Genomic DNA, 24,572 nt, shown 5'->3' on the forward strand with positions numbered 1-24,572 from the left:
GTACCGGGTTCGTCGACAACCACTTCCACCCATCAGGGGGACAACCATGTCTCGGAACCTGCTTCGCGCTGTCACGGCCACCGCCGTCGCCGCCACCGCGCTGGTCCTGCTGCCACTGGGCAGCGCGTCCGCCGACCCGGTGCGCACCGCCGCGGCCGACCTCGACGGCGACGGCCGCGCCGACCGGGTGACGCTGTCCCAAGTGGACGATCAGACGCAGTCGCTGACCGTCGTGGTGGGGGACCGGACCGCCACGGCCACCATGCAGTGGTGGGCGCCGGCCACCGGGGTGCAGCCGGTCCGGGTCACCGACCTCGACCGCAACGGCCGCCAGGAACTGATCGTCCTGGAGACCGTGGGCGCCAACACCGACACCTTCAGCATCTGGGAGTACACCACCTCGGGCAGCCTGCGCCGGGTCACCCGGCTCAACGGGGAGCCGGTGCAGCTCTACGAGGGCGGCGGCGTGGCCGCGCACTCCGGCTACGAGTGCGATGACAACCTCGCCCAGCAACGGGTGCTGGTCAAGCTGGACACGCTCCGCGACGACAACGGGGTGACCTACAGCGGCACGCGCACCGGCTACCGGATCACCGGCGGGCTGGCCCGGGTGCTGTGGACCGTGCCGATCAGCCACGTGTCCAGCGACGACCCGGTGACGGCCACCGACCCCGGCACCTGCGCCTGAGCGACACCACCGGCCGTCGGTCCTGGGCGCTACCGGCCGCCGGGCCGCAGGCTGCCGTCCAGCAGACCGGCGAAACCCAGTTCCACCAGGGAATCCACCAGTGCCGCCGTGGTCGACAGGGTGTCGGCGACGGCGGCCAGCTGGCGGAACGCCGCCGCGTAGGCGCGCTGCTCGGCCAGGGACAGCCAGGGCACCGGCAGCCGCGCGGCATCGGTGCCGCCGCCGCGCGCGCCCGGCCGGGGCCGGGGGCCGCCGAACCGGAGCACACCGGCCAGGAAGTCCGGGTCCAGCCGGTCCGGGTCCACCCGGTACCGGGTCAGCCGGGGGCCGAGCGCGGCGGTGTCGGTGACCACCCGGGCCGCACCGGCCTGGGCGGCGACCACGTCACCCGGCCGCACCATCACCAGCTCCGCGCCCGGCCGGGTGCGCGCGGACGCCGGCCTGGCCTCGACCACGTCCCGCGCGGTCAGCACCGGGACCGGCCCGCGCTCGTGCGTGCGCAGCCTGGTCGGCGCCGGGCAGACGCTGACCAGGCCGGCCCTGACCAACTCGGCCACGGTGGTGGTGCCCACCCGGCGCGGCTGGTCCGCCACCACCACATCGGGCAGGGGCAACGCGGTCCGCCGCAGCCGGTCCAGCGCGGTGGTAAAGCCGCGCACCACCTCGTCCCGGCCGGGCGTGGGCCGGTGCTGGGCCGGGCTCAGGTCCACCTGGTCGTCGAGCAGGTCGATGATCCGCACGGAGTGGCCGGGACCGGACAGCGGCGCCTCCGGGTCGCGCTGGAAGCGGCGCCAGATCTCGGCCACGGCCGACAGCGGCGCCAGGTGCCGACCCGCACCGTCCACACCGGACTCGTCCACAGTGGAGCCGTCGGTGGTGGTCTCCACGGTCAGCACGTGCGAGGCCGGCCGTTCCCCCGGCCCGGGGCGGCGCAGCAGCCAGAGGTCGCGGGTGCCGTCGGGCAGGCTGACCACGGCGCGCAGCGCGCCGGCGCGCAGCAGGTTGCCCCGGATGCGCCGGCCGGCCCGGCGGGCGGCGGCGGCCGACGGCATCAGGATCGCCACCAGACCGCCCGGGGCGGTGTGCGCCAGGCAGTGCTGCACCCAGGCCAGTTCCGGTTCGCCCTTGGGCGGCACGCCGTACTCCCAGCGCGCGTCACCGGTCAGCTCGGCGTGCCCCCAGTCGCGGTCGTGGAACGGCGGATCGCACAGCACCGCGTCGGCCAGCTCGTGCGGGAAACCGTCGTGGCGCAGGCTGTCCCCGGCCGCCACCCGCACGCCGGCGGCACCGCCCAGCAGCAGCCGGGCCGAGGCGATCACCGCGCTGGCCGTGTTGATCTCCTGGCCCAGCAGCCGGGCCGAACCGGCCGAGGCCGCCGCGGCGCGCAGCAGCGTCCCGGTGCCGCAGGCCGGGTCCAGCACGGTGCCGCCACCGTCCACCGCGGTCAACTCGGCCAGCTCGGTCAGCTCGGCCATGAGCAGGGCCACCGGATCCGGCGTGGCCGACAGCTGCCGGGACCGGGCCGCCAGGTAGTGCTCGTGCAGCCGCTCGAACGCCGGCCCCGGCCCGTGCTCGCCGGCCAGCTCGGTGAGCAGCCCGGCCAGCTCGTCGTCGACCAGCCGCTCGCCTGCCGCCCCTGGCAGGTGCCCGGCCAGGTCGGCACCGCCGTGCAGGCCGACCAGGAACCGGCCGGCGTCGGCCACCCGCTGGTCCAGCCGCAGGTCGGCGCCGCCGGCGCGCAACCGCTGCCAGACGCGCTCGGTCAGCGACATCGCCCAGGGCTTGCCGTTGCGCCGCGCCCAGTTCTCCACCTCGGCCAACGAGAACCGCGGGCTGGCCGCGGCCCCGGCCACCGGCTGGGGGAAGTCGGCGTGCCGGCGGCGCCAGTTGCTCACGGCGGCGCGCCCCACGTTGGCGAGACGTGCGATGTCGCCGGTGCTCACGGTGGGGTCCTGGCTCACTTCCGCCACAGTAGTTCACGCTGCGTCGCCAATCCACAGCCTGTTTGCTTGTGAACTCAATTCACCAGCTGGTTTACTAGATCAATGACACACTCTGCGTCGATGTGGCTGTCCTACGCGGTCGATTCGGACACCGGTCGGACCCGGCAGCACAACGAGGACTCGGCGTTCGCCAGCCCCCGGCTGATCGCCGTGGCGGACGGCATGGGTGGGCACGCCCACGGCGAGGTGGCCAGCGCGTTCGCCGTGGCCGCCCTGGCCGACCTCGACGACCGCCTCACCGACGCCGACCTGTCAACCCTGGACCTGCCCGAGCTGCTGACCGAAGCCGTGGTGGACGCCTCGCAGCGGATGACCCAGGCCGCCAGGCACCACGCCGACCTGCGCGGGATGGGCAGCACGCTCACCGCCATGCTGTTCGACGGCACCGACTTCACCCTGGCGCACATCGGTGACTCCCGCGGCTACCTGCTGCGCGACGGCGAACTGCGGCAGCTCACCCACGACCACACCCTGGTCCAGGAGATGATCGACGACGGCCGGATGGACCCCGAGCAGGCCGCCGACCACCCGCGCCGCTCCGTGCTCACCCGCGCCCTGCACACCGGCGGCATCACCAAACCCGACCTGTCGACCTACGCGGCCTGTCCCGGGGACCGCTACCTGCTCTGCTCGGACGGGCTGACCGGGGTGGTGGGGCCGGAGCAGCTGCACGAGGTGCTGGCCAACCCGGCCGAGCCCGCCGACCTCGTGCCCTGGCTGATCGACCTGGCCAACGAGGGCGGCGGCCCGGACAACATCACCTGCGCCGTGGTCGACGTGGTCGAGGCCACGGACGCGGCACCGGAGGAACGGACCAGAATCATCGCCGGAGCCGCGGCCACCCAGGAGCTGCCGACCGGCCGGTCCGGCGGGTCCGGGTGGCTGCCGCGCTGGGCGCGGCGGCTGCGGCGTTAGGACCACCGTGGACGGGAGTCGGTATGAAGCTTCGCTGCGCAGTGCTGGACGACTACCAGGACGTGGCGCTGACCAGCGCGGACTGGTCGGGCATCACCGATCGGGTTGAGGTGGTCCCCTTCCGGGAGCACTTCACCGACGAGGACGAGCTGGCCGCGGCGCTCGCCGACTTCCCGATCGTGGTGATCATGCGGGAGCGCACCCCGTTCCGCGCGTCCCTGTTCGCCCGGCTGCCCCAGCTGCGCCTGCTGGTCACCACCGGGATGCGCAACGCCTCGGTGGACCTGGCCGCCGCGACCGCGCACGGGGTGACCGTCTGCGGCACGGCCAGCCGCACCGACGCGCCGACCGAGCTGACCTGGGCGCTGATCCTCGGTCTCGCCCGCCACCTGGTGGCGGAGAGCAACGCGATGCGGGGCAACGGTCCCTGGCAGCACACCGTGGGCGTGGACCTGGCCGGCAAGACCCTCGGCCTGCTCGGCCTCGGCAAGATCGGCGCCCGAATGGCCACCATCGGCCGTGCCTTCGGCATGGAGGTGGCCGCGTGGAGCCAGAACCTGACCGCCGAGCGCACCGAACCACTCGGCGTGCGGCTGGCCAGCTCCAAGGAGGACCTGCTGGCCACCAGCGACGTGGTCTCCATCCACCTGGTGCTCAGCGACCGCACCAGGGGACTCATCGACGCGGACGCGTTGCGGCACATGCGGCGGCACGCCCTGCTGATCAACACCTCGCGCGCGCCCATCGTGGACGAGCGGGCACTGGTCGAGGCGCTGACCCGGGGCACCATCGCCGGCGCCGGTCTGGACGTGTTCGACCAGGAGCCGCTGCCCGCCGACCACCCGCTGCGCCGGCTGGACAACGTGCTGGCCACCCCGCACCTTGGCTACGTCACCGAGCGGAACTACGCGGTGTACTACGGCGAGGCCGTCGCGGACATCGAGGCGTTCCTGGCCGGCTCGCCCGTGCGCGTGCTGAACCAGCGGGACTGAACGAGCCCGGGTGCACGGGCCCGGACTGAACGGGCCGGGGTGAACGGGGCCGGGGTGCACGGCCGAACCGGGTGCGGCGGCCGTGGCCGCTTCCGGTCAGTCCTCCTCGGCCCGGCTCAGCCCGTACAGGATGCGCTGGATGACCTCCGGGTCCACCTCGGCCTTCTCCCCCTCCAGCTGCTCGGCGGCCAGTGACCGCCTGCGTTCCCGGCGGGGCAGCGGCACCGCCGACGCGGTCACGCCGTCGGGCAGCGGCAGCTCGCACCACACCACCCGGCCCCCGTCGGGCAGGGGCGCCACGCCGGTGCGCAGCCCGGCCAGGCTGGGCGCGTCCGCAGCCGGCACGTTGTCCTCGACCTCGATCACCAGGCGGTCACCGCGCAGCAGCGTCCGCACGGTGATCATGCCGGGGGCCTGGGGGTCGGCGTTCTCCACGGTGGAGGTCACCAGCTGCCGCGCGGCCTGCGCCGCCTCGTCCCGCATCGGCCGCAGGGCCCATTCGGTCAGGGCGAACCGCACGAACAGATCGGCGCAGTTCACGGCACTGGGCAGCGCGACAAGTTGAAGGTCGTCGACCTGTGCGGTTTGGGCGTTCACCTGGACCGATCCTTCCTTCGTTCGCGGCCGGCGAGCGAGGCGCAAACGTCACCCGAATAGTCGTATCTTGCCAACCGGCTGAGTGTCGCCTTTGGCAGGGCCGCGCGGTAAAGGTTTCGGGACCGGATCGGTTCGAATCGTCATCCCATCGTGATCTTGACCGTGCTCTTGTCGCCGCTCCCGCCCGGGCCGGGCAGACAGCGCCAACCCGTTGGGGGCGAACAAGGTCAGCTCGACGGTCACTCGTGACCGGCGGCCTGCCGCTGCTGCCGCGTCACCACGCGCAGCGCCGCCTTGAACCTGGCGTAGTCGTCGCGACCAAGTGCCTCGGCGTGCCGGTTCTCCACATCCCGGATGATCCGCCGCGCCGTGTCGATCTCGGCCAGCCCGCGCTCGGTGGGCACCACCAGTTTCGCCCTGCGGTCGGCCGGATCGGGCCGGCGCACCACGTAGCCGAGTGCCTCCAGCTCGTCCACCACGGTCCCGACGATCTGCTTGTGCTGCCCGCACCGCCTGGCCAGTTCGGTGGACCGCACCCCGTCCGGGCTCAGGTAGGCCAACACCGACCCGTGCCTCGGCCCGAGGTCGGCGAACCCCTGCTCGGCCAGCGCGCGCCACAGTTCGTCCTGCACGGCCCGGAACAACTGGGACACCAGAACCCCCAGGTCGGGCGCTGGTGCGGAGTCAGGCCCGGGCCCGGTCTCCGCGGACGTCTCGTGACCACTCATGCCCCCATCTTCGTCTCTCCGCCCAGCGCGACCCGCCGCCCCAGCCGGCGGCCGGTGCACCCCGGCCGCCGGGAGGTCCGAGCCCCGAGGGGCCAGCCGGTCACAGCACGCCGATGAGCGCGGGGTGGCGCTCGGCCAGGATCGTGCTCCGCACCACGGCTTCCTTGTAGCGCGCGGCCAGTCGGCCGGTGAGCACGGCCTCGACCGGGACGTCGTCCGCGCGGACGAACTGGATGAGCCCGTTGCCTCGGCCCAGGCTGACGCACCGCATCAAGTAGCGGAAGCGCAGCGGCCGGGGCTGGCGGCCAGCCAGCCGGTCACTGATCGCCCGGGCCGCCGCGTACGCGCAGGGCAGTCCGGTGGCGCAGGCCATGCGCAGCTCCTGGCCGTCCTGGCGGCGCGCGGCCGCGGCGTCTCCGACGCCGTAGACCTCCGGGTGGGAGACCGAGCGCAGGGTCTCGTCCACGAGCATCCGACCGTGCTCGTCCACGGCCAGGCCGGCGTCGCGGGCCAGGTCTGGCACCCGGAAACCCGTGGCCCACACGACCGTGTCGGCCGCCAGGTGGTCCCCGCCGGCCAGGACCGGCCCGTCCGCCCGCACCTCGGTGACCGTGGCGTGTTCCCGCACGGTGACGCCGAGCCGGTCGAAGGTGCGGCGCAGGTGCTGGCGGCCACGCCGGGACAGGCCGTCGCCCAGGGCGCCGCCGGTCACCAGGGACACCGTCAGCTCCGGGCGCGATTCGGCCAGTTCGGCCGCGGCCTCCAGACCGGTGAGCCCGCCGCCGACCACGGCGACGCTGCCGCTCGTGGCCAGGCGCTCCCGCAGCCGGTCGGCGTCCTCGGCGGTGGTCACGCTGTGGGCGTGCTCGGCCACCCCGGCGACCGAGTGCGGGTCGGCCTGGCTGCCCAGGGCGTAGACCAGGGTGTCGTAGGCCAGCGGAGCCGCGGCCCCGGCCAGGTGAACGGCACGGGCGGCCAGGTCGATCCGGGTCACCCGGTCGACCACCAACCGCACGCCGGTGCCGGCCAGCAGCTGGCTGAGCGGCAGGTCGCGCAGGCGCTGGCCGCTGGCGAGCTGGTGCAGCCGGACCCGCTCGACGAACCGGTCACGCGCGTTGACCAGCGTCACCGCCGCGTTGGTGCGCCTGGCCGCCAGTTTGGCCGCGGCCAGCCCGGTGTAGCCGCCGCCGAGGACCACGATGTGGTGGTGGGGGGTCATCTCGTTCTCCCTTCGACGCCAGGTGGACCGGGCGCCGGGTCGATCCGTGACAACCCCGCTCGGTGATCGTGGTCACCGCGACTGCGCCGAGGCGAAGGCCAGCTTGTCCGGGTTGAGCACGGAGTGCACCGCCACCACGCGCCCGTCGACGATCTCGGGGACGATCACCACGGACAGCGCGCCCGCCTCGTGCACCAGCACCGCCGGCGTCCCGTTGACCTCGGCGAGCGACAGGGCGGCGCGGCCCGTTCGGGGACTGCGGCCCAGGCCGACGAACAGGCGCGCCACCTTGTCCCTGCCGATGACCGGGTGGCGGGCGGCGGTCACCTTGCCGCCACCGTCCGACCAGGCCACCGCGTCCTCGGCGAGCAGCCGCGCCAGCCCGGCCACGTCGCCGCTGACGGCCGCGGCCAGGAAGCGCTCCAGGATCCGCCGCCCCTGCTCGGCGCTGGCCGGGAACCGCTTGCGCGGCTCGCCGACGTGCTGGCGGGCCCGGCGGTACAGCTGGCGCACGTGGGCCTCGTCGAGGTCGAGGATCTCGGCGATCTCGCGGTGGCCGCAGTCGAACGCCTCGCGCAGCACGAACGCGGCGCGCTCCAGCGGGGTGAGCCGTTCCAGCAGCATGAGCACGCCCAGGGACAGGGTGTCGTGCTGTTCCACGGTCTCCAGCGGCCCGGGATCGGTGGAGGTGAGGATCGGCTCGGGCAGCCACGGGCCGACGTAGTGCTCCCGCCTGGCCCTGGCCGAGGTGAGCCGGCCCAGGCACAGGTTGGTGGTCACCTTGGTGAGCCAACTCGCGGGCGTGGCCACGGTGTCGGCGTGCTGGCGCCAGCGCAGGTACGCGTCCTGCACCACGTCCTCGGCCTCGGCCGCCTCCCCGAGCATCCGGTAGGCCAGGCCGAACAGCCGCGACCGGTTGGCCTCGAACACGTCCACCTGCTCCGCGCGCACGCCGCACAGCCTGCCACCCGCCGACCGCCCGCTGACCACCCGCCCGACCAGCGGGTCAGCCGGGTGCCGCGGCGGCGCGGGCGTCCCGGGAGCGCGCCACCGTCGCACAGTTGCGATCCCCTGCGGGGCCGATGAGCCGTGGCCACCGTCGAACTGGTGATGTTCTACGGCGCCCCCACCCCGTTGCGATCGCTTGCAGGCCGATGAGGCGGTGGCTGCACGACGAGCCGTACGCCGAACTGCGCCGGCCATGACGAAGCCCCCACGCCACCAGGACGGTGAGCGTGGGGGCCGTCATCCGTGCAGCACCATGATGCTGTGGACCTCAGACGAGAGCCGATCGCTCCGTACCTCGACCGAGCCGAGCAAGCCCTTGGCGTCCAACTGGACCGGACGAGCCCGCTGGTCAAGCGGCGCACCATCGGCTGCCGCAGTGACCGCGACACCTGGGTTCGTCTCCAACGCTGGGCCGGTGAGCGAACCAACGGGCTCGGCATCACTGGCGTGAGAGAGGCTGCCGCACTCCGTGGTGTCGCCTGCCCAGCTTGGCTGCGAGGCACCGAGTGGGTCGACGAGGACGACCCCGCCGTGACGTGGACGGTGGACGAAACGGAGCCGGTGACGTCTCCGGCCGTGAAGCTTGGTGGTGTACTCCGCGAGGACCCTGGTCTGTCCGACGAGTGGTGGGCCACTCTTGTCCGCTCGTTCACCGCGCTCGCCAGCCAGTGCACGTCCCGGATGGCGGTACGTCAAGAGCAGGTGACGGCGGCAGTCACCCGATTGTGGCCCGACATCGACGCTGCGGTGACCGAATGGACGCCAGCCCACGCCGACATGGCGTGGGCCAACGTCACTGCCCCGGACTGTTGGATCTTGGATTGGGAGGACTGGGGCATGGCGCCCCGTGGCTACGACGCCGCCTGTTTGTGGGTGCACTCGCTGGCCGTGCCCGGGTTGGCGGAGCGGGTTCACGCCGAGTTCCAGCGCGATCTCGACACCCGATCGGGCCGAGTGTCCATGCTGTACGTCGCCGCCCGCATCCTCGCGATCAGCGACCCGGTGTACGTCGACAACCTGCACGCCCCAGCCAAGCGGTGGTGCGAGCCCATCGCTGCCAGCCTCAGGGCGTGACCCAGCCGTCGTAGCCAGCCAGCAGTTCGGGCGTCGCCTCGGCGCAGATGTCCTCCTCGATCAGCACCTCGGCGAGGGCCAGCACGTCGACACCCGTGTCGGCTGACGCCTGCGCGATGTCGACTGGTGCACCGGACAGCAGCAGGTCCAGAGCGGGGCCGGCCTGCTGCTTGAAGGTGATGCGCCGGTTCGCCGCGGCCACCACCAGGTACTCACCGTCGCGCTCCACGACCGGCGGGAACGCCGTGATGCACACGGCCTTGCGCGGTGCGCCGAACAGGCCGTGGGTGTTGATGTGCCGGGTGGACGCCTGCTGGTACTCGCGCTCGGCCAGGAAGCCGGTGACGCTGTAGTCCTTGAGGAGCTGCGTGGCAGCCTCGGTCAGTTCCTGGTTCACGTCCCGTTGGAGGTCCGTGCGGAACACCTCCTGCTTCCGGGATTCGTCCGCCGCCGCCATCAGGTAATCGACGCCGGTACGCCTGGTCATGCCGAAAGTGGCGTGCAGGCTGTAGCCGGCACCGGATTCCTCGCGGGTGGCACGGTGCCACCAGCCGCGAGGGATGTGAATGACGTCTCCGGGGTGCAGGGTTCCCGCGAACACGATTTCGTTGGGAGGCTCCATATTCGGTTCCGCGTCCCGGTGCATGGGGGCTTTGCGGGATGGTCCGCGCACTTCCCACGATTTCGTTCCGGCGAGCTGGACGATGACCACGTCGTGGTCATCCCAGTGCAGGTCGAATCCAGCGGCCGAGGTGGTCGTCAGGTAGGCGTTGACCTGAACCAGTTCGTGCCACAACCACTGCATGGCTCGGCATGCGACTTCAAGAACCGGGTCGTAGATGCCGAGTCCGTCGGCGACCATAGTGGCGCCAGAGGCGAGATGGCGGCCGAGGCGAACCATGTCGGCCAGAGGGGTGGAGTGGCCGCGGCTGGCGACGTTCATGCGCAGGTAGTCCTGCGGATGAAGATCACGCCCACCAACGAGAACTCGCAGCTTGTGGGCCTCCAGGCTACGTCGCATCACGACGTCCAGCAGTTTCTGCGGCGTGAGGAGGCGCGCGCTGAGGTCGGGGTGGATGCTGGCCTTGCGGAACTCGGTGCCAATGGTCTCGGTCGACAGGTTCAGGGCATCGGCGACGGCGGTCGCGAACTCGTGCCGCATTGTGTCTCCAGAGAAAAGGAGGGGGCTCCGCAGTGCTACGGAGCCCCCTTGGGTGGGTTAGGTGTCAGCTACCGTTGCCGTCGCGCGGGTCGCGCGTGTCGCCCTCGTCGGGGTTGCCGGAGCCGCTGTCGGACAGCTGCACTTCGGCGCGCGGCGCCGGGGCGTTGGTCCGCTTGACGTTCACGACCAGGTTCTCGTTTTCCACTTTTTCACCTCCTCTCGGTTGATGGGGAACAATCCACGATTTGAAGATTGACAACCAGCCGCTAAAAGAGTGATAAATTACGCTTCTGTCTCTATTTTTGACATGCCGAAATGGCGACGCCACGAGCTGGGTCTCGACGTCGCCATTTTCGAATCGGCATATTCGCTATTTGGCGGGTGGTTGTTTTGGCTCTGTCGAATTCCAGTCCGCCCGGCACGGCCCGCACCACGGCCACAGCCACCACCGCAGGAGGCGGTTGTCGTCGGGGTGGAGAGCAGCGAGACCGCAGCGAGTTCGGGTGATGCGGCGTCCGTCGCGGGAGGCGCTCCAGGTCGCGGCGCGGAGGACGAGGTGTTGCAGTCGGTCGTAGGCGCCTGGCGCCCGGGTCAAGCCGGGTCGGCTGGTCACCGCGTCAGCGATCCGACCAACGGAATCGGGGTCGGCGTGGGGATGGGCGTGGTCGTGCTGGCCGGCGTGGCCGACTCGTGGTCGCCCGCTCCCACGACGATGCCGGCGAGGAACGCCCCCAGCGCGAGCAGCAGCGCGGCCCGGATGCCCACTGTGGACTTCACGTTGCCCGCTGAACCTGGGGAGCCTGGCGCCGAGTCAACGGCCCCCGCACCAGCAGCAGATCGCCCCACGGCAGCGCCCTCTCCATCCACCACTCGACGGAGTGCCGGGCGAGTCGAGTTCGATCGTCCAGGCTCAGCCTGAGCAAGCCGTCAGCTCGTCCGTGCCAGACCAGGCCACCGACGTCGTAGAGGCCCCACGTCGGCCAGGACTCGGGCGCGGGATCTCCTGGCGCCCATGTGGTCAACAGCGGCCACGCCTCGCGGCGCAACTTGGCGAGCTTGATCCTGGCGGCGCGGATCGCGATGTCCGGCGGGAAGTCGCCGGGCACGCACCGCGCGACCATGTCGGCGAACTCCACGCTGTCGTTGAACACCGCGGCCATCGGCTCTACCGCCATTTCGCGTCACCGACCTTCGGGCCGATCGCGCTGAGGCAGTAGGGGCACTGCCGTCCGGTCGGGCTCGCCAGGGCGGTCGACTGAACCTTGATGAGCACTCGCGTGCACGCGGTGTCGATGTAGCCCTCGCTGTCGCCGGCCGCCTCGGTCTTGAGCACGGCGTGCTCGGCGCCGTTGCGGTCGTCGCGGACCCACACGTAGTCCGCGATGGACTGTGTCATCTCGTCACCTACTGAAGTTGTGGGCGCAGACCGCACACACGGGCGCGCCCAGGGGTGGATCTCCTGCGGGAGGCAGGAAGAGCGTGGCGATGAGGCGTCGGCCGCACGAGGCGCACGCGGTCCCGTCGTCGCGGGTGTCGCCGGTGATGTTGTGGAACTTCCCGTCCTGTGTGGACTGCCGCCAGGTCATGGCCGCCGCCGACCGTCGTAGCCCTCGGTGAGGGCGATGTGTCGGCGGGTGCGGGCCGCCTCCATGCACAGCAGACAGCTGGGCCACAGCCACTCCCGCTTGGACGGCTCGCGGTCCACCATGACCACCGGGTGTCGGCACAGCGTCTCGCCGGTCTCGCCTGCGACGAGTTCACCGGGGATGGCGTGTCGGCCGCCGTCCACCGGCCACCAGCGGAACGTGCGCCGCGCTGCGGCGGTCATCGCTGGTCCTTCGACAGTGGCAGGCGGGTGACCACCAGGTGCCAGGCACCGCAGTGGCACCAGCGGGGCATCCGGGTCCGGCCCACTCGCTCGTTGAAGTGACCCCACCTGGAGTTCAACCACACGAGCCACTCCTTGTAGGCGTCGTCGTAGTGCCGGTAACTGCGCCGCAGGCACATCACGACACCGCCCGGAGAAGCTGCCGGACGTGCCGGCCGGTGTATGCCTGGGTGGCGGGGTCGGGGCTCGGGGCGTCACCCGACCCCGCCGGTCGCCGCACCGATGTGGATACGTGGCGCGCGTGCGGCGACGTGGTGGGCCGCGCCTGACGGGTCGGGGTTCGCCGGTGGCGCGGCTGCTTGTGGGTGGTGCGGTCGATGCCGGCCATGCCGTAGACGACCGCGGCGGCGCCGACGAGCGCCGCGATGGAGCAGACGATGACGATCCAGGTCACGCCACACCTCCATGTGTGAGGTGGGCCGGCAGGACGGGAGTGACTGGGGAGGCGCTCGACCGTCCTGCCGGTCCGGGGGTGGGCGACGGGCCTGACTCCGTCGCCCGGATCGCCCCAGGGGGCTGGGGCGAGTACGGGGCGGGGAGCGGGCTATACCGGGCAGGAAGCCCGCTCCCCCTGAGCGGCAAGCCGCCCAGCCGCCCGGCGGGGCCGGACGAGATTTGGGAAGCGGCGAACCCAACCAGCGAGTTCGCCGCTCCGGGCTGCCATCAGGGGAGTCTCCGGAATCTCACCCTTACTGATCAGCCCGTAGGAACAGTAGCGCAGGAATGTTCCGATGCGCCACCCCCTGTGAACGCAGGCCTACCGGAACGTTCTGACTGGCACACTGGAGTCAGCACTTGCCGAAGGAGGGGACACCGTGACGAGGCCAAACCCAACGTTCCGGCGCAGGCAGCTCGGACGACAGCTGCGTCGGCTCCGGGAGGAGTTGGGATTCAGTCGCGAGGAGATCGCCAGCTACCTGGGCTGCCAGCTCCCCAAGATGAGCAAGATCGAGACTGGAAAGCTTGGCGTGTCACCAGCCGAGCTACGGCTACTACTGATCAAGTACGACGTGCCAGATGAGGAAGCCGAGGAGATGATCGACCTCGGTAAGGAGAGTCGAAAGCAAGGTTGGTGGGTCAGCTTCGGCGACGTCGTCCCGATTTGGCTGAGCGACTACGTTGGCTTCGAATCTGAAGCTGAGACCATCTACAGCTATGAGGCCGAACTGCTGCATGGCCTGCTCCAGACCGAGGGTTACGCTCGTGCCGTCATCCGCGCGTGGCCGGGAGCTGACGCCGACCATGAAGACCGCGGCGTGAGATTGAGGGCAGCGCGACAGGAAGTGCTAACTCGAAATCCGCCTGTCAACTATGTCGCGATCGTCAACGAGGCGGCTTTGTGTCGCTCAGTTGGCGGACCGGCTACGATGCGCCAGCAGCTCGAACGGTTGCTGGACGTGATGAAGCTTCCCAACGTGACCTTGCGGGTACTGCCTCTCTCCGCAGGCGCCCATCCGGGCATGGGTAGCTCGTTCACGATCCTGCATATGCCAGGTCAATCTGATCCCGTGGTTTACCTGGAGGAGCTGACGACGGCTGCGTACTTGGAGAAAGAGCACGAGGTTGCGCCGTATAAGTTGGTGTTTGACCGGCTCCAAGACGTGGCCTTGTCCGAGCGTGACACGCGCAAGCTCGTCGCGGAGAAGATCAAGGAAGTGGTTTGAGCAAGAACGGAAGGGCTTTCGGGATGCAGACTCCGGACATGTCCCGGGCCATCTGGGTCAAGTCGTCGCGCAGCAATGCCAAAGGCAGCTGCGTCGAGCTGGCGCAGCTCGCTGAAGTGGCTGGCGTTCGCGACTCGAAGAACCCCACCGGCCCGGCCCTGACCTTTGGGAAGGCCGAGCTGACGAGGTTCCTTGGCGCCGTGAAGGCCGGGCGCCTCGACGGCTGACCCGACACGCAACTGCGGCCCCCTGCCTAGCTGTAGTAGGCAGGGGGCCGCTCTGCGTTTCATCCTATCCAGTGATCTTGGGTAGCGCCTCAGCGATGGGATGCCGTGGGATTCGCCGTGGGATGAGTTGCTGTTCCTCGGCGCTCCCGGGGACTCCTTCACTGGGGAGGTCTGGGACCCGTGTGACCTGCGGGAATCTTCCTTCCCGCTCCTTCCTGCTCCGCGCGCACGCCGCACAGCCTGCCACCCGCCGACCGCCCGCTGACCACCCGCCCGACCAGCGGGTCAGGCGGTTGCCGCGGCGGCGCGGGCGTTCCGGGAGCGCGCCACCGAGGGGGAGCCGGCCAGCAGGAGCGCTCCACCCAGGGCCACCACGGCCGCGGTGGCCCCGTGGACGCCGAAGGCGGTGGCCGGCGACCCGCCCGTGCCCAACACGATGAGCATGTCGCCGAGCGGGGTGACCGCCTCGGCCAGCATGGCCCAGCCCAGGGTGCGGCGGCTGCCCGCGACCAGCACGGCCAGCATCACCAGCCCGGACACCACGTCCCGCACGCCCTTGACGTACAGGAAGCCCTCGCCCTGGCCCTGCGGCCAGCTCGGCACGCCGAAGGTGCTGGCGGTGCTCACCGGCGCGAGCAGGTACTGCGCGCCGATGAAGAAGGCGAAGACGATGATGGCCACGGCGATCGCGGTGCCGATGCCGGTGCGGGAGAAGAGCTTCTTGGTCATCTCAGTTCCAGTCCTCTGTGGTCGGTCAGTCGAATGGGTCGCACCGCGCTGGTCAGCTCGACCGCCATCCGGGACTCGCGGCGCGGGCCGCGGTGGATGACCGCCAGTTCGTGGGGGTCGACCCGGGGCTCGGTGGAGGTCGTCCTCGGGGTTCTCTTCGCGGTGCTGTCGACCGGTCGGCACAGAGCGTGCGCCGCCGCACTTGGTGGTGACTTGGAACCGGACTTGGAACCAGCGCCGGGACGGCTCGGAACCGGCCACATCGGACTCGGAGCTGACCGAACCGAGGGGGGAGCACCTAGGATGGGCGCGCCATGCTGTGGATACGCGTGCTGGGGCCGATCACCGCCGAGGCGGACGGCGTGCCGATCCCGCTCGGTGGGCCGCGGCAGCGCGCGGTGCTCGCCCTGCTGGTCGCGGCGCGCGGCCAGGTCGTGTCGGTGGACCGGATGATCGAGGACCTGTGGCGCGGTGAACCGCCGGCCAAGGCGGTGGCCTCGCTCCAGGCGTACGTGTCCAACCTGCGCCGGCTGCTCGAACCCGGCCGCCCACCGCGCACCCCGGCCCGGCTGCTGGTCAGCGCCCCACCCGGCTACGCGGTGCGGCTGCCGGCCGACGCGGTGGACGCGTGGCGGTTCGAGCGGCTGTGCCGCGACGCCCGTGAGCGCGTCGGCACCGACCCGGGCGCGGCCAGGGCGCTGCTGGACGAGGCGCTGGCGCTGTGGCGGGGCCCGGCGTTCGCCGAGACCGGCGACGAGGACTGGGCGGCGGCCGAGGCCGGCAGGCTGGCCGAGCTGCGACGGGGCGCCCGTGAGCTGCGGGTGGCCGCGGCACTGCGCACCGGGGACACCGCCGGGGCCGTGGCCGACGCCGACCAGCTCACCCGGGACGAGCCACTGCGCGAGGAGGGCTGGCGGCTGCACGCGCTCGCCCTGTGGGGCGGTGGGCGCCAGGCCGACGCGCTGGCCACGCTGCGCAGGGCCAGGAGCGTGCTGGCCGACGAACTCGGACTGGACCCGGGGCCCGCGCTGGTGGAACTGGAAACCGCGATCCTCACCCAGCGCACCGAACCGCTGGGCCTGCTCGGCCACCCCGCGGTGTCCACCGTGGACGCGCTGGCGGCCGGCCCGATCGCCCCGCCACCATCCACAGTGGACAACAACGCCGACGTGTTCGTGGGCAGGGAGGCCGAGTTGGCGGCGCTCACCGCGCTGGCCGCCGACGCCCGCGCCGGTGGTGGCCGCGTCGCCCTGGTCACCGGCGAGGCCGGGCAGGGCAAGTCCACGCTGCTGGCCCGGCTGGGCGAGCAGCTCACCGCCCAGGGCTGGCTGGTGGTGACCGGCCGGTGCGCCGAGTTGGACGGCGCACCGCCGGCCTGGCCGTGGGCGCTGGCCCTGACCCAGCTCGCCAGGGCGGTGCCGGTGCCGGCCCAGCACGCGGCCGTGCTGGCGCCGCTGCTGGGCGAGACCGGGGCGGCGCCCGCGCCGGTGGCGGACACCACGGCCGGGCGGTTCCGGCTGCGGCACGCGGTGTGGTCCTGGCTGGGCGCGGCGGCCCGGGACCGGCCCGTCGCGGTCGTGCTCGACGACCTGCACTGGGCGGACGCGCAGACCCTGGCCCTGCTGGCCGGCGCCGCCGACGAACTGGCCGGCGACGAACCGGCTGGCGCGCCGCTGCTGCTGGTGGCCGCGTTCCGACCGGACGAGAACGACGGGCGGCTCACCGAGCCGCTGGCCCGGCTGGCCCGCCGCGCTCCGCTGCGGCTGCCGTTGACCGGCCTGCCCGAGGCCGAGGTGGCCCGGCTGGTCACCGCGTTGTGCGCGATCCCGGTGGACCGGCCCACGCTGGCCGCGCTGGCCGAGCGCACCGGCGGAAATCCCTTCTACGTCAGGGAGAGCGCCCGCCTGCTGGACAGCGAGGGCGCGCTGGTGGCCGTGTCCGAGGTGCCCGAGGGCGTGCGCGACGTGCTGCGCCGGCGGCTGGCCCGGCTGCCCGAGCCGGCCGTGGCCGTGCTCCGACTGGCCGCCGTGGCCGCCGTGGCCGGCGGGCACGCCTCGGTCGAGGTGCTGGTGGACGCCGCCGACACCGACGAGGCCGGGGTGCTGGACGCCCTGGAGAGCGGCCTGATCGCCGGGCTGCTCACCGAGCCGGAACCGGGCCGGGTGGGGTTCACCCACGCGCTGGTCCGCGACACCGTGCTGGCCGACCTGAGCCGGCTGCGGGCGGTGCGGATGCACGCGCGGCTGGCCGCGGCCCTGGAACGGCTCCAGCCCGACGAGGTCAGGCTGCTCGCCCACCACCACACCAGGGCCGCGTCCGCCGCGTCCGCGGCCAAGGCCGTCGCCTACTGCGTGCGCGCGGCCGAGCTGGCCGAGCGGCGCTTCGGCCACGACGTGGCCGCCTGCCTGCTCGGCGACGCGCTGACCAGCTTCGAGCGGATCCCGGACGCGACCGGCGACCGGGACGCGCGGCGGGTGGAGCTGCTGGGCCGGCTGCTGCGCGCGCAGTTGCGGGCCGGCGCGGTCACCGCGGCCAGGGCCACCCGGCAGCGGGCCCTGGACCTGGCCGAGGCCGCCGGCCGGGACGACCTGCTGGTGGCCGCGTTCACCGCGTGGAGCGAGCCGACGCCGTGGCAGATCCGCCCGTACGGGTCCGACGACGAACGGGTCATCGCCCTGCTGACCCGGCTGCTGCGACAGTCCGCTGTGGACTGTGCCATTGTGGATCAAGCCCGTTCGGAAGAGTCCGCTGTGGACCTGTCCGTTGTGGACGGACCGGGTCTGGACGCCGAGGCGCGCTGCCGGCTGCTGGACATGTACGCGGCCGAGCAGTCCGGCAACGGCGACCCGAGGGCGCGGGCCGCCGCCGAGCGGGCCGTGGCCCTGGCCGAGCGGCTGGGCCGGCCCGGGCTGCACGCGCAGACCATGGTCACGCTGGCCCGCGAGGTGGACGGGGAGCTGGAGTGGCGGGAGCAGGCCAGGCTGGGCGCGGCGATCGCGCGCCTCGGCGACGCCAACGACCTGCCGGTCTACCGCGGTCAGGGGCGGATCGTCCAGGCCGCGGCCGCCGCCGTGGCGGGCGAGCCGGAGGAGGTGCGCCGGCTGGTCGGCGAGAGCCTGGACCTGGCCCGCGCCTACCGGTTGGCCGAACTGCGTGACGTGGGCGAGTGCGCGCTGGGCATGCTGGCGCACAGCGCCGGCGACTTCACCGAGGCCGAGCGGTACTACGCGGAGGCCGCCGACCGGATGCGCCGACAGGGCTCGCCGCACGGGACCGGCTACGGCCAACTCGCCGCCGCCGCGCTCGCGGTGGACCAGGACCGGCTGGCCGAGTTCACCCCGATCGCCGAGCAGCTGTTCGCGGACTTCGGGCCGGTGATGGCGGACGTGTGCGCGGCCGCGCTGATCGCCTCGGGCCGGATCGAGGACGCGCGGCGGGTCCACGCGCACGCCACGCCCATCCGCCCGGACTTCTTCTTCAGCATGTTCGCCACGTTCCGGTCCCTGGTGGTGTGCGCGCTGGACGACCGCGCCGGCGCGGCCGAGCTGTACGCGGCGCTGCTGCCCTACCGAGGCATCGCCGCCGGCGTGTCCAGCCTGTCCCTGGCCATGCGGCCGGTCGCGCACACCCTGGGTGAGCTGGCCGTGCTGCTGGGCCGGCGGGACGCCGCCGGCGCGCACTTCACCGAGGCGCTGGCCGTGGCGCGGCGCTGGCGGGCGCCGCACTGGACCGCCAGCGCCCGCGCGGCCCTCGACGCGCTGGACACCGCGCCGGTGCCGACCCGGGTCACCTGCCCCAGTTGAGCACCAGCGGGTCGTACCGCTTGGCCAGCTCCACCAGGCCGGCGCGGGTGCGCGGGGACACCGGACCCAGTGGCGCGCGGGTGCGTTCCGAGCCGATGATGCCGCCCTCGGCCATCAGGATCTTCTGCGCGCGCAGCCCGCACTGCCGGTTCTCGAAGTGGATCAGCGGCAGCAGCCGCTCGTAGCCGGCGACCGCCTCGTCCCGGCGGCCGGCCAGGTGGTCGCGCACGATCCGGCCCAGCTCACCGGGCACCATCGAGCTGCACATGGTGCCGACCGCGCCGGCGTCCAGGTCGGGCAGCAGGGTGACCGACTCCTCGCCGTCGAACGGCCCGACCAGCTGGTCGCCGACCGCGTCCACCAGCGTCGCCAGCTTGTCCGCGGCGAACGGCACCTCGATCTTGGCGTAGCGCACCTGGGGCACCTGTCTGACCAGGTCGATCAGCAGGCCGGCCGGCAGCGGCGTGCTGGACATGGGCGCGTCCTGCACCATGATCGGGATGTCGATGGCATCGGCCACGGTGCGGAAGTAGTCGATCACGCCCTGGGCGGACACGGACAGCGTGGCACCGAAGAACGGCGGCATCAGCATGACCATGGCCGCGCCCATGTCCTGGGCGGCGCGGCTGCGCTGCGCGGCGATCCGGGCGCTGTAGTGGCTGGTGGTCACGACCACCGGCACCCGGCCGGCGGTGTGCTCCAGCACGGTGGCGGCGACCTGGTCGCGCTCGGCCTCGGTCAGCGAGAACTGCTCCGAGTAGTTGGCCAGCGCGCACACGCCGTCGACCCGGGCGTCGACCAGGTAGTCGAGCACCCGCCGCAGTCCGGGCAGGTCCAGGTCCTCGTTGTCGTGGAAGATCGTGGGCACGACCGGGACGACGCCGGTCAGCGGGGATGACGGGGTCAGGGTGCGCTCGTCGTCCGGCCGCGGTCCGCTGTCGGGCGTGGCGTGCTCACTGCTGGTGGTGGACATGGGCGCTGACGTCCTCCCGCCGGATCAAGGCGATCGTCTGATATATCGGATGCAATCTGAGAGGTCGGACAAAGGGTAGAGGGCTGGAATCGGCCGGCGCAATGCCAGCCGCCTGGCCAGCCCCTTCGTCAGCGGTACTCGCCCGAGGGTCGGCGCGTTGACACCCTGATGGCCCCGACCTAGTCTGCCTGCGAGATCCCACGTTTTGACCGGTATTTCGGACGTTGGCGCGAGGTGGTCATGGCGGAGTCCAGCACGGCTCGGGTGATCCGGCTGCGGCCGGTGGACGACGTGGCCATCGCCGCGGTCGACGTCGCCGCCGGGACCGGGGTGGACGCGGGCGGGGGCGTGGTCGTGGCCCGCGACGACGTCCCGCGCGGCCACAAGATCGCCCTGCGCGCGCTGCGGGCCGGCGCGCCCGTGCTGCGCTACGGCCAGGTCATCGGTTTCGCCGGCCGGGACATCGCCGAGGGCGAGCACGTGCACCTGCACAACCTGGAGTACCGGGAGTTCCGGCGCGACTACGAGTTCGGGGTGGACGCGCGGATCACCGAGGTGCTGGCCGAGGCCGACCGGGACACCTTCGCCGGCTACGTGCGCTCCGACGGTCGCGTCGGCACCCGCAACTACCTGGGCGTGCTCACCACGGTGAACTGCTCGGCGACCGCGGCCAAGCAGATCGCCGCGCGGCTGCGCCACTCCGGTGTGCTCGACGAGTTCGAGAACGTCGACGGGGTGGTGGCGCTGACCCACGGCACGGGCTGCGGCATGGCGCCCGACGGCGAGGGCGCCGCGGTGCTGCGCCGGGTGATGCGCGGCTACCTCACCCACCCCAACTTCGCCGGGTTCGTGGTGCTCGGCCTCGGCTGCGAGGACAACCAGATCGCCGCGCTCACCCGGGATGTCCACATGCGACCCGAGGTGCCGGTGTTCACCAGCACCATCCAGGAGTTGGGCGGCACGCGCAAGACCGTGGCCGCCGGGGTGGCGCGGCTGACCGAGATGCTGCCCATCGCCAACGCCGCGCGGCGCAGCCGGGTGCCGGCCAGCGCGCTGGTGCTGGGCACCAACTGCGGTGGCTCGGACTCCTACTCCGGCCTGACCGCCAACCCCGCGCTGGGCAACGCCGTGGACCGGCTGGTGCGCCAGGGCGGCACCGGGATCGTCGGCGAGACACCGGAGATCTACGGCACCGAGCACATGCTGGTGCGCCGCGCCGTGTCCGAGCGGGTGGGCCGCAAGCTGCTGGAGCGGATCGACTGGTGGCGGGAGTACACCGCGAAGAACGGCGGCTCGATGGACAACAACCCCTCGCCGGGCAACAAGGCGGGCGGGCTGACCACGATCCTGGAGAAGTCGCTCGGCGCGGTGGCCAAGGGCGGCACCACCGCGCTCACCGACGTGGTCGAGTACGCCGAGCCGGTCACCACGCCGGGGTTCGTGTTCATGGACACACCCGGCTACGACCCGGTGTCGGTGACCGGGATCGTGGCGGGCGGCGCGACCGTGGTCTGCTTCACCACCGGGCGCGGTTCGGCGTTCGGCTGCGCGCCGGTGCCCAGCATCAAGATCGCCACCAACACCCCGCTCTACCAGCACATGACCGACGACATGGACATCAACGCCGGCGGGATCGTGGACGGCGACACCACCGTGGAGCAGGTGGGGGAGCGGATCTACCGGCGGGTGCTCGCGGTGGCCTCGGGCGAGCCGACCAGGAGCGAGTCCTTGGACTACGGCGAGGAGGAGTTCGTGCCCTGGCACCTCGGCACGGTGATGTAGTCGGGGCGGGCGCGGCATCCGCAGGCACGCCGGTTCGGGCGAACGGGTACCGCCGGACTGCTCCCCTCGGTGGTCGAACCGGTGGAGAAAGGCGGTACCGGAAATTGCGCACCCGGTCCTCGGCCCGTCGAATCCGACATTCGACACCAGCATCCGACGAACTCGGCCCGGTCGGTCCCGCTGCCAGCGGAAACCTGTTCACCGGTGGGTAACAAATGATGTGACCTGGGTGGCTGCCGTCAGGTGTTGACAAGCATTGGTCGCTTCACAAATATGGTTTATAGGTACTAGCCAGCAACATCTGGGGGCTCTGGTTGCAGACGTGTGATGGCGGTGGCAACCGCGCGGGCGGCGCGTGGCCGGATGATTCCCGGTCGCGCCTCGAACGTCCGGTGCATTCCGCTGGTCCCCACCGGGACGACAACAACGCCACGTTTCAATGACGCACGTGGTGGTCTGCGCCCGACCGCACGACGGTCCCTAGGCTCCTGACCCGTCCCCAACCCCGTCCACACCGCTGGCCTTGGTGTGCCCGGTACTGGAACGATCCAGTACCGGGTTGCTCCCTGGCCCGCCCTGTCCTGCGTTCACACAGTCGTGACGTGTGATCTGGTGATCACGCGTTCTTTGGCGTGCCCGCCCGCTCGTTCCAGCCATTGTCGAAAGAGGGAGCACGACTGCAATGCGAATGAAGTTCGTGACGGCTTTCGCGGTTATGGTGGCTTTCCTTCTGTCCGCGTGTGGCGCCCCGCAAGAACCACGACAACCCGCTGGTGGACCCGTTCTCTGGGCCCATCCGGGGAGTCTGGAAAAGCTCTACGACCTGTCGGTCTCCTGGTACAACGAGGATCACCAGGACCGGCCCATGGGTATTCAGAAATACGAGAACGACCCGTACAAGGGCAAGCTCAGCGAAGCACTGCTGCAGGACAGGTTGGACCCGGGCGTGCAGCCGCCGGACATCTTCTTCAACTGGGGCGGCGGCAGCCTCAAGTCCTTTGTGGACGCCGGTGAGGTGCGGGACCTGTCCGGGCTGCTGACCGAGCACCCCGAGGTGCGGCAGCGGTTCTTCCCCAACGCGCTGGAGTCGGCCAGCTACGGCGACAAGGTCTACGGGCTGCCCATGAACGGCGTGCAGCCGGTGGTGTTCTTCTACCACAAGGAACTGTTCGCCAGGGCCGGCGCCGAGGTGCCCACCACGTTCGACGAACTGCTCACCGCGGTCGGCAAACTCCGCGCCGCCGGCATCACCCCGATCACCCTGGGCGGGGCCAGCAAGTGGACCGACCTGATGTACATCGAGTACCTGCTGGACCGGATCGCCGGGCCGGAGCTGTTCGTGTCCATCCAGAACGGCGACCGCGCCGCCTGGAACAGCCCGGAGATGCTGCGCGCCGCCACCATGGTGCGCCAGCTGGTCGACGCCGGCGCGTTCCAGCAGGGCTTCGAGACCATGTCCTACGACGACGGGTCCACCTCCAAGCAGCTGGCCGAGGGCCAGGCGGCGATGGAGCTGATGATCACCGTGCAGTACCCCAACCTGATCGACCGCGCCCCGGAGCTGATCGAGAAGGACCAGCTGGGCTGGTTCCCGTTCCCCACGGTCAGCGGCGGCAAGGGCGATCCGCGCAACGTGGTGGGCAGCCCGACCAACTACTACTCGGTGCGGGCCGACTCGCCGGCCGCCGACGGCGCCGACGACTACCTGACCGACGTGCTGATGAGCGACGAGTACGTGAACTGGCTGATCGACAAGGGCGAGGTGCCGCCGGTCAACGGCATCGAGCCGAAACTCAGCGCCTCGCCGCACGCCGACTGGCTCGGCTACGTCTACTCGATCACCCGGGACGCCCCGCACTTCCAGCTGTCCTGGGACCAGGCACTGTCCCCTGAGGACGCCGAGGTGCTGCTGACCGAACTGGACCTGTTGTTCCGCAAGCAGATCACCCCCGAGCAGTTCTGCGCGGACATGCAGAGCAAGACCAGCGCGGCGCGGTAGCACACCGCGCCGCGGAACCGGCGCTGGTGAGAACCCGGCGCTGAGAACCACCGCAGCGAAAACAAGGAGCGAATCGGCGTGGAGTACCGCGGTTTCGGACGGACCGGGATGCGGGTGAGCCCGTGGTGCCTCGGCACCATGAACTTCGGCGCGGCCACCAGTGAGGAGGACGCGCACCGCATCGTCCGACTGGCGCTGGACCACGGGATCAACTTCGTGGACACCGCCAACTGCTACCAGAACGGGGCCAGCGAGGAGATCCTCGGCCGCGCGCTGGCCAGCACCGGAGCCCGGGACCGGGTGGTGCTGGCCACCAAGGTCAACGTGCGGATGGGCGAGGACCCCAACGCGGCCGGCAACCACCGCAGGCACATCATCGAGCAGTGCCACGCCTCGCTGCGCCGGTTGGGCACCGACTACCTGGACGTCTACTACATCCACCGGCCCAGCAGCGAGGTGCCGATCGACGAGACCCTGCGCGCGCTGGACGACCTGGTGCGCGCCGGCCTGGTCCGCTACATCGGGACCAGCAGCTTCGCCGCCTGGCAGGTGCTGGAGTCGCTGTGGGTGGCCAAGGAGTACGGGCTCAACCGGTTCGTCTGCGAACAGTCGCCCTACCACCCGCTGGACCGGCGCATCGAGCGGGAACTGCTGCCCATGGCCCAGACCTACGGCATCGCGGTCACCTCGTGGTCGCCGCTGGCCGGTGGCTTCCTCACCGGCAAGTACCGCAGGGGCGCCGACCGCACCGAGGGCCGGTTCCGCGCCACGGGCACGCCCAGCGACTGGGACGACCGGCACTTCGTGCCCGCCGCGTTCGACGTGGTGGAGCTGCTGGGTGAGATCGCCGCCGAGAAGGGGTGCACCACGGCCCAGCTCACCCTGGCCTGGTGCGCCGCGCAGCCCGGCATGGTCGGCCCGGTCCTCGGGCCGCGCACGGTCGAGCAGTTCACCGAACAGCTCGGCGCGATCGACGTGGTCGTCACCGACGAGGACCGGGCCCGCATCGACCAGGTGGCCCGGCCCGGCGGCTGCATCGTGCCCTACTACCTCGACGACGGGGCCGCGGACCTGCGGCCCCACCAGTTCCGCTGGTAGCCGGACGGTCCGGCGGCCAGCAG

At 71.7% G+C, this 24,572-nt stretch carries 24 protein-coding genes; 10 read left to right on the plus strand and 14 right to left on the minus strand.

The features are described 5' to 3' along the window. Positions 1-46 precede the first annotated feature (46 nt). A complete protein-coding gene (locus LX83_RS18760; protein ID WP_253773127.1) occupies positions 47-688 on the plus strand; it encodes a hypothetical protein in 642 nt (213 codons plus the stop codon). Between the two features lie 29 nt (positions 689-717). Here LX83_RS18760 and LX83_RS18765 read toward each other — a convergent pair whose 3' ends face one another. Continuing rightward, the gene (locus LX83_RS18765; protein ID WP_253773129.1) at positions 718-2,649 is read right to left on the minus strand and encodes an N-6 DNA methylase; all 1,932 of its coding nucleotides are present in this window, start codon (positions 2,647-2,649) and stop codon (positions 718-720) included. Between the two features lie 84 nt (positions 2,650-2,733). Here LX83_RS18765 and LX83_RS18770 point away from each other — a divergent pair, with 84 nt between their 5' ends. Then, the gene (locus LX83_RS18770) at positions 2,734-3,606 is read left to right on the plus strand and encodes a PP2C family protein-serine/threonine phosphatase (protein WP_253773131.1); all 873 of its coding nucleotides are present in this window, start codon (positions 2,734-2,736) and stop codon (positions 3,604-3,606) included. 23 nt (positions 3,607-3,629) lie between these two features. After that, positions 3,630-4,598 carry a D-2-hydroxyacid dehydrogenase family protein gene (locus LX83_RS18775; RefSeq protein WP_253773132.1) on the plus strand — a complete coding sequence of 323 codons (969 nt, stop codon included), beginning with the start codon at positions 3,630-3,632 and terminating at the stop codon, positions 4,596-4,598. Between the two features lie 96 nt (positions 4,599-4,694). Here LX83_RS18775 and LX83_RS18780 read toward each other — a convergent pair whose 3' ends face one another. From LX83_RS18780 to LX83_RS18795, 4 genes are all read right to left on the minus strand, one after another. After that, the gene (locus LX83_RS18780) at positions 4,695-5,195 is read right to left on the minus strand and encodes an ATP-binding protein (RefSeq protein ID WP_253773134.1); all 501 of its coding nucleotides are present in this window, start codon (positions 5,193-5,195) and stop codon (positions 4,695-4,697) included. 239 nt (positions 5,196-5,434) lie between these two features. Then, complete coding sequence (locus LX83_RS18785; protein WP_253773136.1) at positions 5,435-5,923, minus strand: MarR family winged helix-turn-helix transcriptional regulator; 489 nt, start codon at positions 5,921-5,923, stop codon at positions 5,435-5,437. 100 nt (positions 5,924-6,023) lie between these two features. After that, positions 6,024-7,142 carry an NAD(P)/FAD-dependent oxidoreductase gene (locus LX83_RS18790; protein WP_253773138.1) on the minus strand — a complete coding sequence of 373 codons (1,119 nt, stop codon included), beginning with the start codon at positions 7,140-7,142 and terminating at the stop codon, positions 6,024-6,026. Between the two features lie 72 nt (positions 7,143-7,214). After that, positions 7,215-8,093, minus strand: coding sequence for an RNA polymerase sigma-70 factor (locus LX83_RS18795; protein WP_253773140.1), 879 nt, complete (start codon positions 8,091-8,093; stop codon positions 7,215-7,217). A 318-nt stretch (positions 8,094-8,411) separates the two neighbouring features. Between LX83_RS18795 and LX83_RS18800 the strand changes: the two genes are divergently transcribed. Continuing rightward, positions 8,412-9,224, plus strand: coding sequence for a phosphotransferase (locus LX83_RS18800; protein ID WP_253773142.1), 813 nt, complete (start codon positions 8,412-8,414; stop codon positions 9,222-9,224). On the opposite strand, the gene LX83_RS18805 is transcribed toward LX83_RS18800, so the two are convergent. The 7 genes from LX83_RS18805 to LX83_RS18835 all read right to left on the minus strand — a co-directional run bounded on the left by LX83_RS18805 (position 9,214) and on the right by LX83_RS18835 (position 12,668). Then, positions 9,214-10,386: a cupin domain-containing protein gene (locus LX83_RS18805; protein WP_253773144.1), complete on the minus strand. Its 1,173-nt coding sequence runs from the start codon at positions 10,384-10,386 to the stop codon at positions 9,214-9,216. The two genes, LX83_RS18800 and LX83_RS18805, sit on opposite strands and share 11 nt — an antisense overlap. A 64-nt stretch (positions 10,387-10,450) precedes the next feature. Continuing rightward, positions 10,451-10,591, minus strand: a complete 141-nt coding sequence (locus tag LX83_RS18810; RefSeq protein WP_253773146.1) for a hypothetical protein — start codon at positions 10,589-10,591, stop codon at positions 10,451-10,453. Between the two features lie 404 nt (positions 10,592-10,995). Further along, a complete protein-coding gene (locus LX83_RS18815) occupies positions 10,996-11,163 on the minus strand; it encodes a hypothetical protein (RefSeq protein ID WP_253773148.1) in 168 nt (55 codons plus the stop codon). Then, positions 11,160-11,561: a hypothetical protein gene (locus LX83_RS18820; protein WP_253773150.1), complete on the minus strand. Its 402-nt coding sequence runs from the start codon at positions 11,559-11,561 to the stop codon at positions 11,160-11,162. The genes LX83_RS18815 and LX83_RS18820 overlap by 4 nt, the downstream gene beginning before the upstream one ends. Beyond that, positions 11,552-11,782, minus strand: coding sequence for a hypothetical protein (locus LX83_RS18825; RefSeq protein ID WP_253773152.1), 231 nt, complete (start codon positions 11,780-11,782; stop codon positions 11,552-11,554). Before LX83_RS18825 ends, LX83_RS18820 begins: the two co-directional genes overlap by 10 nt. 186 nt (positions 11,783-11,968) lie before the next feature. Further along, entirely contained in the window at positions 11,969-12,214 is a 246-nt protein-coding gene (locus LX83_RS18830; protein ID WP_253773154.1) for a zinc finger protein, read from the minus strand. A 178-nt stretch (positions 12,215-12,392) separates the two neighbouring features. Next, entirely contained in the window at positions 12,393-12,668 is a 276-nt protein-coding gene (locus LX83_RS18835; protein ID WP_253773156.1) for a hypothetical protein, read from the minus strand. A gap of 421 nt (positions 12,669-13,089) precedes the next feature. Here LX83_RS18835 and LX83_RS18840 point away from each other — a divergent pair, with 421 nt between their 5' ends. Next, the gene (locus LX83_RS18840; RefSeq protein WP_253773158.1) at positions 13,090-13,938 is read left to right on the plus strand and encodes a helix-turn-helix domain-containing protein; all 849 of its coding nucleotides are present in this window, start codon (positions 13,090-13,092) and stop codon (positions 13,936-13,938) included. After that, on the plus strand, positions 13,935-14,165 hold the full coding sequence (locus LX83_RS18845) for a DUF397 domain-containing protein (protein ID WP_308204004.1): 231 nt from the start codon (positions 13,935-13,937) through the stop codon (positions 14,163-14,165). Before LX83_RS18840 ends, LX83_RS18845 begins: the two co-directional genes overlap by 4 nt. A gap of 285 nt (positions 14,166-14,450) precedes the next feature. On the opposite strand, the gene LX83_RS18850 is transcribed toward LX83_RS18845, so the two are convergent. Next, positions 14,451-14,894, minus strand: a complete 444-nt coding sequence (locus LX83_RS18850) for a DUF4267 domain-containing protein (protein ID WP_253773160.1) — start codon at positions 14,892-14,894, stop codon at positions 14,451-14,453. Positions 14,895-15,208: 314 nt separating this feature from the next. Between LX83_RS18850 and LX83_RS18855 the strand changes: the two genes are divergently transcribed. Then, positions 15,209-18,697, plus strand: a complete 3,489-nt coding sequence (locus LX83_RS18855; RefSeq protein WP_253773162.1) for a BTAD domain-containing putative transcriptional regulator — start codon at positions 15,209-15,211, stop codon at positions 18,695-18,697. Here LX83_RS18855 and LX83_RS18860 read toward each other — a convergent pair. Further along, positions 18,681-19,670 (minus strand): dihydrodipicolinate synthase family protein, encoded by a 990-nt coding sequence (locus LX83_RS18860; RefSeq protein ID WP_253773164.1) that lies wholly within the window; start codon positions 19,668-19,670, stop codon positions 18,681-18,683. The genes LX83_RS18855 and LX83_RS18860 overlap by 17 nt on opposite strands. A 240-nt stretch (positions 19,671-19,910) precedes the next feature. Here LX83_RS18860 and LX83_RS18865 point away from each other — a divergent pair, with 240 nt between their 5' ends. From LX83_RS18865 to LX83_RS18875, 3 genes are all read left to right on the plus strand, one after another. After that, a complete protein-coding gene (locus tag LX83_RS18865; RefSeq protein ID WP_253773166.1) occupies positions 19,911-21,452 on the plus strand; it encodes a UxaA family hydrolase in 1,542 nt (513 codons plus the stop codon). Positions 21,453-22,317: 865 nt separating this feature from the next. Then, positions 22,318-23,451, plus strand: a complete 1,134-nt coding sequence (locus LX83_RS18870) for an extracellular solute-binding protein (RefSeq protein WP_253773168.1) — start codon at positions 22,318-22,320, stop codon at positions 23,449-23,451. A 78-nt stretch (positions 23,452-23,529) separates the two neighbouring features. Then, positions 23,530-24,549, plus strand: a complete 1,020-nt coding sequence (locus tag LX83_RS18875; RefSeq protein WP_253773170.1) for an aldo/keto reductase — start codon at positions 23,530-23,532, stop codon at positions 24,547-24,549. The last annotated feature ends 23 nt before the right edge of the window (positions 24,550-24,572 follow it).

The organism is Goodfellowiella coeruleoviolacea (genome assembly GCF_024171785.1).
GTDB classification, from domain to species: Bacteria; Actinomycetota; Actinomycetes; order Mycobacteriales; family Pseudonocardiaceae; genus Goodfellowiella; species Goodfellowiella coeruleoviolacea.

Bases quoted from the DNA above. Each gene is read 5' to 3' on its own strand.
- LX83_RS18825 (WP_253773152.1), bottom strand. From the start codon at position 11,782: ATGACACAGTCCATCGCGGACTACGTGTGGGTCCGCGACGACCGCAAC.
- LX83_RS18830 (WP_253773154.1), bottom strand. From the start codon at position 12,214: ATGACCGCCGCAGCGCGGCGCACGTTCCGCTGGTGGCCGGTGGACGGC.
- LX83_RS18775 (WP_253773132.1), top strand. From the start codon at position 3,630: ATGAAGCTTCGCTGCGCAGTGCTGGACGACTACCAGGACGTGGCGCTG.
- LX83_RS18760 (WP_253773127.1), top strand. From the start codon at position 47: ATGTCTCGGAACCTGCTTCGCGCTGTCACGGCCACCGCCGTCGCCGCC.
- LX83_RS18785 (WP_253773136.1), bottom strand. From the start codon at position 5,923: ATGAGTGGTCACGAGACGTCCGCGGAGACCGGGCCCGGGCCTGACTCC.
- LX83_RS18855 (WP_253773162.1), top strand. From the start codon at position 15,209: ATGCTGTGGATACGCGTGCTGGGGCCGATCACCGCCGAGGCGGACGGC.
- LX83_RS18860 (WP_253773164.1), bottom strand. From the start codon at position 19,670: ATGTCCACCACCAGCAGTGAGCACGCCACGCCCGACAGCGGACCGCGG.
- LX83_RS18790 (WP_253773138.1), bottom strand. From the start codon at position 7,142: ATGACCCCCCACCACCACATCGTGGTCCTCGGCGGCGGCTACACCGGG.
- LX83_RS18770 (WP_253773131.1), top strand. From the start codon at position 2,734: ATGACACACTCTGCGTCGATGTGGCTGTCCTACGCGGTCGATTCGGAC.
- LX83_RS18850 (WP_253773160.1), bottom strand. From the start codon at position 14,894: ATGACCAAGAAGCTCTTCTCCCGCACCGGCATCGGCACCGCGATCGCC.
- LX83_RS18865 (WP_253773166.1), top strand. From the start codon at position 19,911: ATGGCGGAGTCCAGCACGGCTCGGGTGATCCGGCTGCGGCCGGTGGAC.
- LX83_RS18805 (WP_253773144.1), bottom strand. From the start codon at position 10,386: ATGCGGCACGAGTTCGCGACCGCCGTCGCCGATGCCCTGAACCTGTCG.
- LX83_RS18870 (WP_253773168.1), top strand. From the start codon at position 22,318: ATGGGTATTCAGAAATACGAGAACGACCCGTACAAGGGCAAGCTCAGC.
- LX83_RS18820 (WP_253773150.1), bottom strand. From the start codon at position 11,561: ATGGCGGTAGAGCCGATGGCCGCGGTGTTCAACGACAGCGTGGAGTTC.